This is a genomic window from Pannonibacter sp. SL95, from assembly GCF_026672425.1.
In the GTDB taxonomy this organism is placed as follows: domain Bacteria; phylum Pseudomonadota; class Alphaproteobacteria; order Rhizobiales; family Stappiaceae; genus Pannonibacter.
This window is the reverse complement of record NZ_JAPPRC010000006.1, coordinates 490491-504950: the sequence shown is the minus strand read 5'-3', so window position 1 is coordinate 504950 and position 14460 is coordinate 490491. Positions and strand designations below refer to the sequence as shown.

Below are 14460 nucleotides of genomic sequence, written 5' to 3'. Positions count from 1 at the left end.
CGGCCTTACTCCGCCGGCACCAGTCCGCGGCCGCTTTCGCCGTCCGGACCACCCTGTGCGCCGTCGTCGGCACTGCCGTCAGGATCGCGGTGGAAGACAATCCGGCCGATGTCGTCGCCGATCACCAGCAGGGCCGGCACCAGGAACAGCACCAGGAACGTCGCCGTCCCCAGCCCAAAAACGATCGTGATCGTGATGGGCAGCAGGAACTGCGCCTGAATGTTGTCCTCGAACAACAACGGACCGAGGCCCGCGATGGTGGTGAAGGACGTCAGGATCACGGCGCGCAGACGGTCACAGCTTGAGAGCACCGCCGCCTCGCGGCAACTGTCGCCCTCCGCCATCCTCTCATCATAGCGCGACACCAGGATAATGGCGTTGTTGACGAGAATGCCCGACAGGCCAAGCAGCCCGATCAGGCTCATCATGGTCAGCTGGTAGTCCATGACATAGTGGCCGACCACGGCACCAACGATCCCGAAGGGGATGATGGTCATGACGACAAGAGGACGCGAATAGCTGGCGAAGGTGGCGGCGAGGATCACATAGATCATCACCAGCGCCATGATCACGCCCATGCCAAGGTCGCCCATGGCGTTGGCCTGCTCTTCCGCCTTGCCGGCGAATTCGTAGCTCAGTCCGTAGGTGTCGGCCAGACGCGGCATGACCTCCTTCTCCAGCTCCGCAACAATGGCGGTGTTGGAGGTGATCTTCGTGTCGATGTCGGCAACGACACTGACAATGGTCCGGCCATCGCGGCGCTGGATCACTGAGAAGCCCTGCACATCCTTGAGAGCCACCACCTCGGTCAGCGGCACGAATTCCCCGTTGGGCGCACGCAGCATGAGATCGCGCAGCGCGCTCGATCCCTCGCCATCAAAGCCCTGGCGGACGCGGACGGTCACCTCCTCATCGCCCTGGGCAAAACGGCGCGCGATTGCCCCTTCGACGGCGTTGCGGATCTGACGCGCTGCCGTTTCGACGGTAAAGCCGAGCGCGCGGCCCCTGGGCGTCAGTTGCATCTGCAGTTCGGGCTTGCCGTAAGGCAGATCGTCGGTCACGCCCGACGTGCCGGGGAACGCCGACAAGGCATCCTGCAGCTCGGCCGCCGCCTGCTTCAGCTTCTGCAAGGGGGCGCCGGACAGGCGGATGTCAAGGTCACGTCCGGGAGGTCCGCCGCGCGTCTGGGCGATGGAGAAGCGGGCAAGGCCGGGGATTTCGGGCAAGGCCCGCCGCCAGGCCTGCACGATGTCCGGCGTGCGCACCTCACGCTCTTCGGCCAGGGTCAGCTGAACCGAGATCGAGGCAACATTGTCGCCACGATTGTTGCCAGCCCGCCCCAGCAGCGCATAGCTGGCGACGACGAGCTTCTCCCCGGTGTCCTTGGTGAGTTTGCGCTCAGCCTCGAACAGCGCCGCCTCGATGGCAGCAACGCCGGCAACCGCGTCCTGTTCCGGAATCCCAGCCTGGAAGAACACCTGGGCCTGAATGTTCTCGGCCTCGGGAGAGGGAAAGAACGTGAAGCCCACGCGGCCGCCTTGCACCAGCCCAACCGTGAGCAGCACACAGCCGATGGCAAGAGCCAGCACGAGATAGCGCCAGTTGACGGCAAGCCGCACCAAGCCCTTGAACGGCTTGTCGCGGAACCAGTTGAAGCCAGCATCGAAGTTGCGGCGGAACCAGCCGGGCTCGTTCAAGGCCGGCTGCGACCTGCCTCCCATCTTGCGGCGCAGGGACATGAGCCCCCCTTCGACGGCCAGCGCGATGAGGAAGCAGACGATCACGATGATCGCCCCACCCGCCAGAAGCCCGAGCTGAGCGAACATCAGCTGCAGCGGGTCCGCGACCCCAGCAAAGATTGGCGACACGCTCATGGCCGGTTGTTCGGCGAGACCGATCAGGAACACGGCTGGCAGGCCTGCAACCAGGATCACGCGCCACCAGCTCCAGCCGGACCTTGCCCCCAGCGAGTGCGCCAGATGCCCCGGCAGGACGAAGAAACATTCGACAAGAGAGGCGATGATGATGGAAATCACGACAACCGGCATCGACATCATGATCTGGCCGAGCACATCGCCAACCATGAGGATCGGCAGGAACGAGGCGATTGTCGTGGTGCCTGAGGCAATGACCGGCCAGAACATGGTGCCGGCGCCATTGACGGCCGCGACATCGGGCGCGTCACCCATCGCCAGCCGCGTCGCCGTATGTTCGCCGACGACGATGGCATCGTCGACGATCACGCCGAGCATCATGATCATCGCAAACAGCGAGATCATGTTGATGCTCTCGCCGATCAGCCACATGAGGCCAAGCGCAGCACAGACGGCCACCGGAATGCCCGCAGCCACCCACAAGGCGATGCGTCCGTTCAGAAACAGGTAGAGGATCAGCACCACAAGAACGAGGCCGCCCAACCCATTCTCGACCAGCAGCATGATGCGGCCTTCGACCTGGTCGGAGCGCACATCGTATTGCAGCAATTCGAGGGTCGGCGGAAGGGTGGGACGAACCTCATCGAGATAGTCCGACAAGATCTGCGCGGCCTTCAGCGTGTCCGTGTTTTCAAGCCGTAGTACCCGCAGTTCGATGGCTCGCCCGCCGGCAGAGAAACCCTGGAATTCGGCATCATCGAAAGACCGGTTGACGGTTGCGATATCCCCGAGGCGGGTCTTTTCGCCGGACTGGAACGCCTTGACCTCGATGGAACTGATCGCTTCGGGCGAATGCGCTTCTGCGATGGCCCGGATCTGGCGCTCCACTGCGCCGTTCAGGTTTCCTGCAGGCACGTCCTGCGTATTCTGGGCGATCCGCTCCGAGACATCCGCTATGGTCAGGTCAAGCCGGCGCAACTCTCGTTCAGGCACTTCAACGAGATATTCCGGCGACCGGTAGCCATTGAAGTCGACCCGGTCGATCCCGCGTGCCAGCAGGTCGTCGCGGATTTTGCGGGCGTAGACCTTGAGCGCATCTTCGGTAAAGGGCCCGCGTAGGGCCAATGTCGCAACGGAATCGGTGAAGGTCGGCGCCGAAATCACCGGCGTTTCGGATTCCTCCGGCAGCGTCGAGATGGAAGCCACAGCCTGCTCGACGTCGCCAAGCGCCGTCTGCATGTCGGAACCTTCGATGAACTCCAGCGTGACGGTTCCCGATCCTTCACGGGCGTAGGCTGCGATCTCCTTCAGCCCCGTCAGAAACCGTAATTCCGGTTCGACAATCTCCAGAATGTTGCGCTCGACGTCCTCGGCCGACGCCCCGGGCCAGGAAATGCTGACGTTGATCCGGTCGGAGCGGATCGTCGGAAAGTACTGCGTGTTGAGCTGGCTGAGGCCGAAGACACCGAACAGCAGCATCACGGCCATGATCAGATTGGCAGCGTTGGGATGGCGCGCGAACCCGGCAACCCAGCTTTCCGTTTCAGTGCGCATTGCTGGCCCCTTCGGAGGATGTCCGCTGACCTTCCGGCTTGCCGGATGCCGGGCTCGCGGCGCCGGACTGTGCCTCACCAACGGGCCGGACCTTGACGCCGCCGCCACCTCCGGCGATGCGCGTGGTCACGACGACGTCGCCGTCCTGCAGCGCGCCTGAGACGATGGCGCTGCCCTGATCAAGGGCTTCGACGCGAACGTCCCGCGGGGCCATGCGGCCATCAACGATGATGTAGACCCGTCCGTTTTCGTAAAGCGCCGTCTCGGGCAGGCGGGCCGTTCCCGGATAGGTGCGGTCGGGCACCGAGACTTCGACAAACGCTCCGGGCCGCAGCGGGACAGCGCCGGCGGGGACCTCGACACGGGCAAAGACGTCAACGCCGCCGCGGGTGCGGGCGACATCGGCGCCAACCCGGTCGACGGTCGCGGAGTAACGGACGGTCTCTGCACCCAGGACCCACGACACATCGACCGGCCGGCCCACCAGCGTTCCCGACTGGGCGATCAGACGTCCATACTGGTTGTCGGACAAGGTGAAGCGGACTTCGAGTTCGTCGCGGGCGTAGAGCGAGGCCACGACGTCGTTGACGTTGACGAGCCTGCCGACCTGCGCCGCCTCGCTGCGGACGACCGCGTCAAAGGGGGCAAGCAGAACCGTGTTGCCAAGGTTGCGCTCGGCCAGTTCGAGCCGCCATTGCAGCCGCTGGATCACGGCAGCCTGCTGCTCGATCCCGGCCTCCTCGACCGCAAGCGTGTTGCGGACCTGCTCTTCGGACTGCCGGCGCTGCGACACCAGCAATCGCCGCTCATCCAGCGCCCGCTCCGTCACTGCGCCGCTCTGGCGCAGCTGCTCGGCACGTTCAAGATCGCGTTCGGCAAAGGCAAGCTGCTCGCGCACGCGCTGGAGGCTGTCACGCGACAGGGCCACACGGCCTTCGATCTCGATCTTCTGCGCCTCAGCTTCTGTGAGATTGGCGCGCGCTTCGCGCACGGCGCCCTCGTAGTCGAACCGGTCGATGCTGACGAGCTCCGCGCCTTTTTGCAGGCTGCCACCTGCCTTGAGATCCGGGCTTACGGCAACGATTTCACCAGCCACGAGCGAGCGCAGGTCCACTTCCCTGCCGGCGGTCACCTCGCCATAAAGCCGGATCGCCGGAGTATGATCTGCCAGCTGCACGGGCTGTGTTTCGACGGCGTAGGTCTGCTCCTGCGCCGGGCGCTTGGGAACTTCGGGTTTTGTGAGAACAAAATAGCGCATTCCGGCGACGGCCCCAGCGAGGACAGCCAGCGCAAGGACGGATTGCAGAACAGCCTTGAAGACAAGCACCGCCCGCCCTTTACGCACTGGCGGTGCGGCCGGAGGTATCTGCTCGAGTTCCTGCACCTTGTCGTCCCGCGACACTTCAACAGCCTGCAACACGCGACGGTTTCTCCCGCATTCCCATAAATACAGCGGGCGCGGGCGGCTGGATCAGTTTCAACAGGGAAACACTCCGCGCCTCGGGCTTGCAGCCCAAGGCACGTCTGCACAGCGCTTGCGTCCGGTCATCACCGTAATCCGGTGGCCGGGGCAGCGGCAATTGCCGATTTGTCGCGATCTGTCGCGGATATCAGACGGCGTCGGCCTTGAACTCGTAGCGGGTGCTGCAGAACTCGCAGGTTACGACGATCTTGCCGTTCTCATTCATCTCCGCCTTTTCCTCCGGAGAGAAATTGACAAGGATGGCCTCGATCTTGTCCCGGCTGCAGCGGCAGCGGTCCAGGATCGGCTGGGCGTCGAACATGCGCACGCCCCGCTCGTGGAACAAACGGAACAGCAGCCGTTCGACGGTGATTTCCGGATCGGTCAGCTCGTCGTCGCGCACGGTGGTGACGAGGCTCTTGGCCTCCATCCATGCGTCGTCCTCATCGACCGCATGCGCCTCTGTGCCTTCCGGCATGTCGCCTGCGTGAAGATCGGCCTGCTTCATCCGCTCGGGTGCGTCGGGCAGGAACTGGACCAGAATGCCGCCGGCGGTCCAGGCCTCACCGGGCGCCTGGCCCTCGCGGCGGGTAAACAGCCGCCCGACGGCCAGACGGACCTCGGTCGGGATCTGTTCCGAGCGCGTGAAATAGCGCCGGGCCACTTCCTCAAGCGAGACACCGTCCAGTTCGACCATGCCCTGATAACGCTGCATGTGCTTGCCCTGATCGATGGTCATCGCCAGATGACCGCGCCCGAGCAACGTTGCAGGATCTGCGCTTTCGCCGATCTTCCCCGGCCCGAAAGCCTCAGCCTCATAACGGGCATAGGCGCGGATCGCGTCAGGGGCGGAGAAGTCAACCACCAGCATGGACACCGGCCCGTCGGACTGGGTCTGCAGCGTGAAGCGGCCGTCGAACTTGAGCGCGGTGCCCAGCAAGGCAGTCAGGACGATGGCCTCGCCCAGCAACCGGGCCACCGGGGCCGGGTAATCATGGCGATCCAGGATCTGGTTCAGCATGGGTCCGAGCGCAACCGCACGGCCGCGCACATCCAGCCCTTCAACGGTGAAGGGCCGGACAGCGTCCGATCCGGCGGCCGTCAGGCCATAGTCAGCGATGTCGAATGCCAAGGATCAGTCCTCAAACGCCGTTGAAGCACCAGGCAAGAATGCCCTTCTGCGCATGCAGGCGGTTCTCTGCCTCATCGAACACGACAGAGTTCGGTCCGTCCATGATCTCGGACGTGACTTCCTCGCCGCGATGCGCCGGCAGGCAATGCATGAACAGCGCGTCTGCCTTCGCCTCGGTCATCAGACGCTTGTTCACCTGATACGCGCCGAGCAGGTTGTGACGGCTTTCCTCGTCGTCATCGCCCATCGATACCCAGCAGTCCGTGACGACGCAGTCCGTGCCCTTGACCGCCTCAAAGGGATCATCCGTGACGATGATCGAGGCTCCCTTGGCGCGCGCGGCGGCGATCAGCTCGGCCGGAGGGGCGAGCTCTACCGGTGTTGCGATACGCATCTCGAAGTCGAGACGCGGAGCCGCATGAACCCAGGACGCCAGCACGTTGTTGCTGTCGCCGGTCCAGGCAATCGACTTGCCCTTGATCGAGCCGCGATGCTCTTCGAAGGTCATGATGTCGGCCATGATCTGGCACGGATGCGAGCGCTTGGTCAGGCCATTGATCACCGGAACGGTCGCGTTGGCGGCCAGTTCCTGGAGATCGCTCTCGCTCAGGATCCGGATCATGATCGCATCGACAAAGCGCGACAGGACGCGGGCCGTATCGGCGATGGTCTCGCCGCGGCCAAGCTGCATCTCGGCGCCAGTCAGCATCAGCGTTTCGCCGCCCAGCTCGCGCATGCCCACATCGAAGGAGATGCGTGTCCGGGTCGAGGGCTGCTCGAACACCATGGCCAGCACCTTGCCGGCCAGCGGGCCTTCGCCGCGGCGCACGCCGTTTCGCTCACGCTTCAGCTTGCGGCCGAGGTCCAGGATGGCGCGCAGTTCGTCGCCCTCAAAGTCGGTGAGATCCAGAAAATGACGCAGGGACTGGGACATGTAATCAGGCTCCGGCCTTCTCGGCGGCAAGGTCTGCCGCGACGGCCTTGGCGGCGGCTTCAATACGGGCGACGGCTTCGCCGATCTCGGCATCCGTGATCGTCAGTGGCGGCAGGATACGCAGCACATTGTCGCCGGCAGGCACGACCAGCAATCCGTTGGCACGGACCTTGGCCAGAACTTCCGTGTTCGGACGCACGCATTTCAGGCCGAGCATCAGGCCGCGCCCGCGCGTCTCCTGCAGGACCTCAGGATAGGCGTCGATCACGCTGGCGAGCTGCTGCTTGAACAGCAGTGACTTGCGCTGAACCTCTTCGAGGAACCCCGGCTCGAGGATCACATCCAGCACCGCATTGCCAACGGCCATCGCCAGCGGATTGCCGCCGAAGGTGGTGCCATGGGTGCCTGGCACCATGCAGGCAGAGGCGGCCTCGGTGGCAAGGCAGGCGCCCATGGGGAAACCACCGCCGATGCCCTTGGCAACACCCATCAGATCCGGATGGATGCCGGACCATTCATGGGCGAACAGCTTGCCCGTCCGGCCGACGCCGGTCTGGATTTCATCGAAGATCAGCAGGATGCCTTCGTTGTCGCAGATCTCGCGCAGCTTGCGCAGGAACTCGACCGGGATCTCGCGAATACCGCCCTCCCCCTGCACCGGTTCGATGCAGAGCGCAGCCGTCGTCGGACCGATGACGGCCTTCAGCGCGTCGAGGTCGCCAGCGGGCACCTGCAGGAACCCGGGAGCCTTCGGCCCGAAGCCCTCAAGATACTTTGCCTGGCCGCCAGCCGCGATGGTCGCAATGGTGCGGCCATGGAACGCGCCTTCAAACGTGATGATATCGACCCGCTCCGGATGCCCGTTGGCATAGTGGAAGCGGCGGGCCGTCTTGAAACAGGCCTCCATCGCTTCAGCACCGGAGTTGGTGAAGAAAACGCGATCCGCGAAGGTCGCCTCGCTCAGCCGCCGGCCCAGCTTCTCCTGGCCATCCACTTTGTAGAGGTTGGAGACATGCCAGAGCTTGTCAGCCTGGTCTTTCAGGGCCGCGACCAGATGGGGATGCGAGTGACCAAGCGCGTTCACCGCAATGCCCGAACCGCAGTCGAGAAATCGGCGGCCGTCCGACGTCTCCAGCCACACGCCTTCTCCACGGACGAAATCAAGTTCCGCCCGAGCGTAGGTGCCGAAAAGTGCCGACGCCGTCATATGCTCAACTCCTCATGCGGGGTCCGGGGCGCCATGCCCCGGAAATCCTCTCCGGTTCAGGGATATGTGAAACGAATGCCAAAACGAACTGTGCCGCCCCGGACAGGCGGCACAGGAAACGAGGGCTGTTTATACACCGCCGTAGGCTGCGGCTGTCAATGCAATTGGCGCATTTCCGCCACTGCCGGACGCGGCGCATCACCGCGCCGTTATCTGGGGAAAAGTCGTTTCGTCCCCGGTTCATGTGCCCCGTCTCCTTGCCTCGGTTTTGGCCGACATTGTACTGTCCTGTCTGTCGGATACGACATCTCGTGCTGTAGACCACCAAATCATACTGGATATGCCAAGCGGGGCGCGGAACACGCGTGCCTTAACACTTGGTTACTGCCTGAAATTCAATCTACAGCCGGCAACGGCGGGGTGTGACGGATGAGCTGGACTGACGAACGCGTGGAGCTCTTGAAGAAGCTCTGGACTGACGGGCTGAGCGCGAGCCAGATCGCCGCCGAGCTCGGCGGTGTCACGCGCAATGCGGTAATCGGCAAGGTGCATCGGTTGGGTCTTTCGGGCCGCGCCAAGGCGGTTGCTCCGGCAGCCAAGCCGCGCCGTGCCCGCACCCCGGCGACTGCTTCCCCTGCAACACCACGGCCTGCCCAGGCCCCGGTCGCGCAAAGCCGCGGTGCAACTGCGCTGAAGATGGAACCGATGGAAGAGGCCGCGGTCGAGGTTCAGCCGCAGACCGAACCCGTTGCCGAGATCGTTCCGATCACGGAACGGGCCACGATCCTTACCCTGACCGAGCGCACCTGCAAGTGGCCGATTGGCGACCCGAGCACGCAGGACTTCTACTTCTGCGGCCGCCATTCCGATCCGGGCGTGCCTTACTGCGCGCACCACTGCCGCATCGCCTATCAGCCGGTCAATGACCGCCGCCGTGACAAGGATCGCAAGGCCCTTCGCGCCTGATCCAGTTCTTAGTTTTCGAGGGGGCCAACCAGTTTGTGGCCTCCTCACCCAATCGCAAGCCCGTCGGTCAGAAGCCGGCGGGCTTTTGCTTTTACGCTCGGGGTGCGCCCAAGCGGCCGGACATCAGGCCAGACAACCGGCAACAAAAAAGCCCGCCAGAAGCGGGCTTTCAAGGCAATGATTTTGCAAGTCGATGACAAGACGCTGCGAGTTAGACAGCGACGGCAAACTGGTCGTTGAAGGCGTAGCCTGCGCCGCGCACAGTGCGGATCGGATCCTTGACCTTGCCGCGGTTGATTGCCTTGCGCAGGCGGCCAACGTGCACATCGACAGTCCGTTCGTCCACGTAGACATCGTGGCCCCAGACGCCGTCGAGCAGCTGCTCGCGGGAGAAGACACGGCCCGGGGACGTCATCAGGAACTCGAGCAGACGGAACTCCGTCGGCCCCAGATGGATTTCCTTGCCGTTGCGACGAACGCGGTGTGTCTCGCGGTCAAGCTCGATGTCGCCCGACCGGAGCATGGTCGAGACCACCTCTGGCCTTGCACGGCGCAGGATGGCCCGAACACGCGCCATCAGTTCCGGGATTGAGAACGGCTTGACCACATAGTCGTCGGCACCGGTCGCCAGGCCCCGGATACGCTCGGCCTCTTCTCCGCGAGCCGTCAGCATGATCACCGGAAGACGCTCGGTCTCGGCCCGGGCACGCAGGCGGCGGCACAGCTCAATGCCAGACAGCCCCGGGAGCATCCAGTCGAGGAGCAGAAGGTCCGGCTGGCTTTCGCGCAGCCGGATTTCCGCCTCATCACCGCGGGCGCAGGCCTCGACGGAGTAGCCTTCAGCTTCCAGGTTGTAGCGCAACAACAGGCTCAGGGGCTCTTCGTCTTCAACGATCAGAACCTTAGGCATACACACGCTCCAACTTACAGACGCGGAGCACCGCGTCAGGCGTTCTCGAGATCGGCCAGACCGGTTTCGTCGATCTTGCGACGGGCTTCCAGCAACTGGTTGCCGGTGACCATGAAGTAGACGTTTTCCGCAATGTTGGTTGCGTGGTCGCCGATACGCTCGATGTTCTTGGCGCAGAACAGGAGATGCGCGCACTGGGTGATCTTGCGCGGATCTTCCATCATGTACGTCAGCAGCTCGCGGAACAGCGAGGTGTAGATCGCATCAACCTCGTCATCACGCTCGCGCACGGCCTGAGCCGCCACAGCGTCATGGCTGGTGTAGGCATCCAGAACTGCCTTGAGCTGGCTGAGAGCCAGTTCGGACATGTGTTCGACGCCGAAGGCGGCCTTCTTCGAGTTGAAGTCGCCATCGATGGCGATCACACGCTTGGCGATGTTCTTGGCAAGATCGCCGACGCGCTCGAGGTCGTTGGCGATACGGCCAGCGGCCATGATCTCGCGCAGGTCCTGCCCCATCGGCTGGCGCAGGGCCACGATGCGGATGAACTTGGCTTCGATTTCCTGCTGCAGCTCGTCAAGACGGGCATCCTGCAGAATGGTCTTGTGGGCCTTTTCCAGGTCCTGCGACAGCAGCGCGGTCACCGCATCGTTGACGAGCGCCTCGGCCAGGCCGCCCATCTCGGCAACACGGCCAGCCAGCGCGCGCAGTTCTTCGTCATAGGAGCTGACGGTATGCTCGGACATGTTCAAATCCTTCTCGCGTTGGAGGACCAGAGGACTCAGCCGAAGCGGCCGGTGATGTAGTCCTGCGTACGCTTGTCCTGCGGGTTCGTGAAGATGTCCTGAGTAGCACCTTCCTCGACAAGATTGCCAAGGTGGAAGAACGCGGTGCGCTGGGACACACGGGCAGCCTGCTGCATCGAGTGCGTCACGATCACGATCGTGTAGTTGGCGCGCAGCTCGTCGATGAGCTCTTCCACCTTCGCGGTCGCAATCGGATCAAGCGCCGAGCAGGGCTCGTCCATCAGGATCACTTCCGGGCTGACAGCGATGGCGCGGGCAATGCAGAGGCGCTGCTGCTGACCACCGGACAGGCCGGTCCCCGGACCGTCGAGACGATCCTTCACTTCATTCCACAGGCCTGCCTTCTGAAGCGAGGCGGCGACGATTTCGTCGAGCTCCGACTTCTTCCGGGCAAGACCATGGATCCGCGGGCCATAGGCCACGTTTTCATAGATCGACTTCGGGAACGGGTTCGGCTTCTGGAACACCATCCCGACCTTGGCGCGCAGCTGCACCGGATCGACCTTCGCATCGTAGATGTTTTCGCCGTCGATCGAAATGTCGCCTTCGACACGGCAGATGTCGATGGTGTCATTCATGCGGTTCAGGCAACGCAGGAACGTCGACTTGCCACAGCCCGACGGACCGATGAATGCGGTCACGGAACGGGGGCGGATGTTGATGTTCACGTCCTTGATGGCGTGTTTTTCGCCGTAATAGACCTGAACGTTGGTGGCGGAAATCTTCTGGTCACTCATCGAAGCAGCCTTCATGGTCACGGGCATGTCGTTCATGGTCGCTCTCCCTTACCAGCGGCGCTCGAACTTGCGACGCAGAATGATCGCAATGATGTTCATGGCCAGGAGGAAACAGAGCAGGATGATGATCCCGCCCCAAGCCTTCTCATAGAAGGCAGGATCCGCACGCTTTGCCCATTCATAGATCTGGGCCGGCATGGCGGAGTTCGGGGACAGGAAACCGGCGGTCACGCCATCGGGGTAGTTGGAGGCAATGAAGCCAACCATGCCGATCAGCAGCAACGGGGCGGTTTCACCAAGGGCATGAGCCATGCCGATGATCGTGCCGGTCATGATGCCCGGCATCGCCAGAGGCAGTACGTGATGGAACACGGACTGCATCTTTGACGCACCGACGCCCAGAGCTGCGTCGCGGATGCTCGGCGGAACAGCCTTGAGCGCGGCGCGTGTCGAGATGATGATCGTCGGCAAGGTCATCAGCGTCAGCACCAGGCCACCCACCAGCGGTGCGGATTGTGGCAGGTGAGCGAACTGAATGAAGACTGCCAGACCGAGGATACCGAACACGATGGAGGGAACTGCGGCCAGATTGGCGATGTTCACCTCGATGAGGTCAGTAAACCGGTTCTTGGGCGCGAACTCTTCGAGATAGATCGATGCCGCGACACCGATCGGCAGCGACAAGAACAGCACCACCAGCATCATGTAGAACGAGCCAATCATGGCCACGCCGATACCGGCCTTTTCCGGACGCGAGTCCGAAGCGTCCGAACCGAGAATGAAGTCCCAGTTGAACCGGCGTTCGACCGTCCCCTTGTCCAGCAGCTTGTCGACAATGTCGAGATGTGCTGCGTCAAGGTTCTTGTCATTGGCGAGCGCTTCGCGCGTCACGCGGCCCTTCAGGTAGCCGTCGACGCGGGCTGCGGCATAGATGTCGAAGCTGACGGTCTTGCCAATGTCTCCCGGGTTCTTGAGCACATGCTCACGAACCTGGGTTGCTGCGCCAGACGAAAGCATCTTGCGCAGGTCGGCCGGCTTCATGTCTGTCGTGATGCCGGCAGCAGCCAGCTTTTCCTGCAGCGCCGCGTCAATGAGCGCATTGTAGGCTGTCGTCTTCACGACCGATGCTTCTGCGGCTTCGATCTTTGCCTGGTCGAGCGGGATCGAGACCTGAACAAAGGTCTGTGTGAAGGCGACGGAGCCATTGCTCAGGATCGCGTAGAGCAATGCGACAAGGAACGACAAGCCAATCAGCACGGCAACGATGCCGTAGGACTTGAAGCGCAGCTCGCTGGCATTGCGCTTGCGGGTCAGTGCATCCAGCTCATACAGAGACTTTGATGCGCGAACGGGGGCATCGTGTGTTTCGCCCGGCAGCCCAGGGGCATTTGCGGTCGCGTCGGTCATTCGTACTGCTCCCGGTATTTGCGCACGATGTAGAGGGCGATGATGTTGAGGCCCAGGGTGATGACGAAGAGAGTCATGCCGAGGGCGAACGCAACGAGTGCTTCCGGCGAGGCAAAGTCGGCGTCACCCGTCAGCTGGCTGACGATCTTGGCCGTCACCGTGGTCATGGCCTCGAAGGGATTGAGGCTGAACTTGGCGGCAGCACCAGCGCCCATCACGACGATCATGGTCTCGCCAACAGCACGGGATGCAGACAGCAGGAACGCGCCGACAATGCCCGGAAGTGCTGCGGGAAGGATAACCTTCTTGACGGTTTCGGAGTGCGTCGCACCCAGACCCAGCGAACCATCGCGCAGGGACTGCGGAACGGCGTTGATGATGTCGTCGGACAGGGAGCTCATGAACGGAATGATCATGATGCCCATGACGAGACCCGCCGTCATGACGGCAGTACCACCCTGCATCCAGTTGAGGCCCAGGGCACCATTCTCGCCAAAGAGGCTCACCAGGGCGGGACCGACCGTCAGCAGTGCGAAGAGACCGTAGACGATGGTCGGGATGCCGGCGAGGACTTCGAGCAGCGGCTTGGCAACGGCACGGACCGTCGGGCTGGCGTATTCCGAAAGATAGATCGCAGCGAACAGACCAATCGGAACGGCAACCAGCAGAGCGATGATGGAGATGTAGAAGGTCGCCCAGAGCAGCGGCACGATGCCCAAGGATGAACCGCCGTGGAAGCTCGGGCTCCAGGTCATACCGAAGAAGAAGTCGCTGGCCGGGTAGAGCTGGAAGAACTCGATCGTGTTGAAAACGAGCGAGAAGAAGATCCCGGCCGTCGTCAGGATTGCGATCGATGCAGCGCAGACCAGCATCGCCATGACGATCTGCTCGACACGGTTACGGGCGCGGAAGTCCTTGTTGGTGACGAGAACCGCGTAGGCGAAGCCGCCGAGCGCGACCAAGATCACGAGGGCCGAGCGCAGCAGATTGCCGGTCGATGCGATTTCGCGATACTTTTGTGCTGCGCGCAGCGTTTCAGCTGTTACATCCGATCCGAGAGCGACACCGATCTCGCCAAGGCGACCGCGAACGTCGGTCAGCTCGGTCCGGATCGAGCGTGCCTGCTCATCGGCCATAACGCCGTTCGCGACGGCGAGATCAAGGCCATCGGCAACGCGGCGAACGTCACTCAGAACGAGATCCAGCGAGCTCTTGGCGATGGCATCCGGCGAAATCATCGCGGAGACCTGCGAATTGATGATGACCGGCTGAATGAGCAGCCAGGCAGCAAGCACCAGCGCCGAAGGCACCAGAACGAGCAGGCTGACGTGCCAGCCGTAGTAACCAGGCAGCGAATGCATGTGGCGGGGATCACCGCCGGCGCTCTTCAGAGCGCGCATGCGCCCGGCAAAGTAGCCGAGAACCGCAAGGCCGAGAATGACCAGAAGAATGAACGGAAAGGACATGAGGC

Annotated in this window: 11 protein-coding genes; 1 reads left to right on the top strand and 10 read right to left on the bottom strand. The window is 62.9% G+C overall.

Going from position 1 to position 14460, the window contains the following annotated elements:
• Nucleotides 1-5: 5 nt before the first annotated feature.
• The 5 genes from OVA12_RS19405 to OVA12_RS19385 all read right to left on the bottom strand — a co-directional run bounded on the left by OVA12_RS19405 (nt 6) and on the right by OVA12_RS19385 (nt 8163).
• Nucleotides 6-3428 carry an efflux RND transporter permease subunit gene (locus tag OVA12_RS19405; protein WP_268140233.1) on the bottom strand — a complete coding sequence of 1141 codons (3423 nt, stop codon included), beginning with the start codon at nt 3426-3428 and terminating at the stop codon, nt 6-8.
• Complete coding sequence (locus OVA12_RS19400; protein ID WP_268140230.1) at nt 3418-4848, bottom strand: efflux RND transporter periplasmic adaptor subunit; 1431 nt, start codon at nt 4846-4848, stop codon at nt 3418-3420. The genes OVA12_RS19405 and OVA12_RS19400 overlap by 11 nt, the downstream gene beginning before the upstream one ends.
• A 190-nt stretch (nt 4849-5038) precedes the next feature.
• Nucleotides 5039-6022, bottom strand: a complete 984-nt coding sequence (locus tag OVA12_RS19395; protein WP_268140228.1) for an Hsp33 family molecular chaperone — start codon at nt 6020-6022, stop codon at nt 5039-5041.
• A 10-nt stretch (nt 6023-6032) separates the two neighbouring features.
• Nucleotides 6033-6956: an ornithine carbamoyltransferase gene (argF, locus tag OVA12_RS19390; protein WP_268140225.1), complete on the bottom strand. Its 924-nt coding sequence runs from the start codon at nt 6954-6956 to the stop codon at nt 6033-6035.
• 4 nt (nt 6957-6960) lie between these two features.
• Nucleotides 6961-8163 (bottom strand): aspartate aminotransferase family protein, encoded by a 1203-nt coding sequence (locus OVA12_RS19385; RefSeq protein ID WP_268140222.1) that lies wholly within the window; start codon nt 8161-8163, stop codon nt 6961-6963.
• Between the two features lie 429 nt (nt 8164-8592).
• On the opposite strand from OVA12_RS19385, the gene OVA12_RS19380 reads away from it, so the two are divergent.
• Nucleotides 8593-9129: a GcrA family cell cycle regulator gene (locus OVA12_RS19380; protein WP_268140220.1), complete on the top strand. Its 537-nt coding sequence runs from the start codon at nt 8593-8595 to the stop codon at nt 9127-9129.
• A gap of 211 nt (nt 9130-9340) precedes the next feature.
• Here OVA12_RS19380 and phoB read toward each other — a convergent pair whose 3' ends face one another.
• From phoB to pstC, 5 genes are read right to left on the bottom strand one after another with little or no spacing between them, the layout of a single operon-like run.
• A complete protein-coding gene (phoB, locus tag OVA12_RS19375; protein ID WP_268140219.1) occupies nt 9341-10039 on the bottom strand; it encodes a phosphate regulon transcriptional regulator PhoB in 699 nt (232 codons plus the stop codon).
• Between the two features lie 35 nt (nt 10040-10074).
• Nucleotides 10075-10785: a phosphate signaling complex protein PhoU gene (phoU, locus tag OVA12_RS19370; RefSeq protein ID WP_268140217.1), complete on the bottom strand. Its 711-nt coding sequence runs from the start codon at nt 10783-10785 to the stop codon at nt 10075-10077.
• 35 nt (nt 10786-10820) lie between these two features.
• A complete protein-coding gene (pstB, locus tag OVA12_RS19365; protein ID WP_268141442.1) occupies nt 10821-11609 on the bottom strand; it encodes a phosphate ABC transporter ATP-binding protein PstB in 789 nt (262 codons plus the stop codon).
• A gap of 21 nt (nt 11610-11630) precedes the next feature.
• Nucleotides 11631-12989, bottom strand: coding sequence for a phosphate ABC transporter permease PstA (pstA, locus tag OVA12_RS19360; RefSeq protein WP_268140215.1), 1359 nt, complete (start codon nt 12987-12989; stop codon nt 11631-11633).
• The gene (pstC, locus tag OVA12_RS19355) at nt 12986-14455 is read right to left on the bottom strand and encodes a phosphate ABC transporter permease subunit PstC (RefSeq protein ID WP_268140213.1); all 1470 of its coding nucleotides are present in this window, start codon (nt 14453-14455) and stop codon (nt 12986-12988) included. Before pstC ends, pstA begins: the two co-directional genes overlap by 4 nt.
• Between the last annotated feature and the right edge of the window lie 5 nt (nt 14456-14460).

Coding starts and splice junctions, on each gene's coding strand:
- pstB (WP_268141442.1), bottom strand. CDS start 11,609: ATGCCCGTGACCATGAAGGCTGCTTCGATGAGTGACCAGAAGATTTCC.
- phoB (WP_268140219.1), bottom strand. CDS start 10,039: ATGCCTAAGGTTCTGATCGTTGAAGACGAAGAGCCCCTGAGCCTGTTG.
- OVA12_RS19405 (WP_268140233.1), bottom strand. CDS start 3,428: ATGCGCACTGAAACGGAAAGCTGGGTTGCCGGGTTCGCGCGCCATCCC.
- pstC (WP_268140213.1), bottom strand. CDS start 14,455: ATGTCCTTTCCGTTCATTCTTCTGGTCATTCTCGGCCTTGCGGTTCTC.
- argF (WP_268140225.1), bottom strand. CDS start 6,956: ATGTCCCAGTCCCTGCGTCATTTTCTGGATCTCACCGACTTTGAGGGC.
- OVA12_RS19380 (WP_268140220.1), top strand. CDS start 8,593: ATGAGCTGGACTGACGAACGCGTGGAGCTCTTGAAGAAGCTCTGGACT.
- pstA (WP_268140215.1), bottom strand. CDS start 12,989: ATGACCGACGCGACCGCAAATGCCCCTGGGCTGCCGGGCGAAACACAC.
- phoU (WP_268140217.1), bottom strand. CDS start 10,785: ATGTCCGAGCATACCGTCAGCTCCTATGACGAAGAACTGCGCGCGCTG.
- OVA12_RS19385 (WP_268140222.1), bottom strand. CDS start 8,163: ATGACGGCGTCGGCACTTTTCGGCACCTACGCTCGGGCGGAACTTGAT.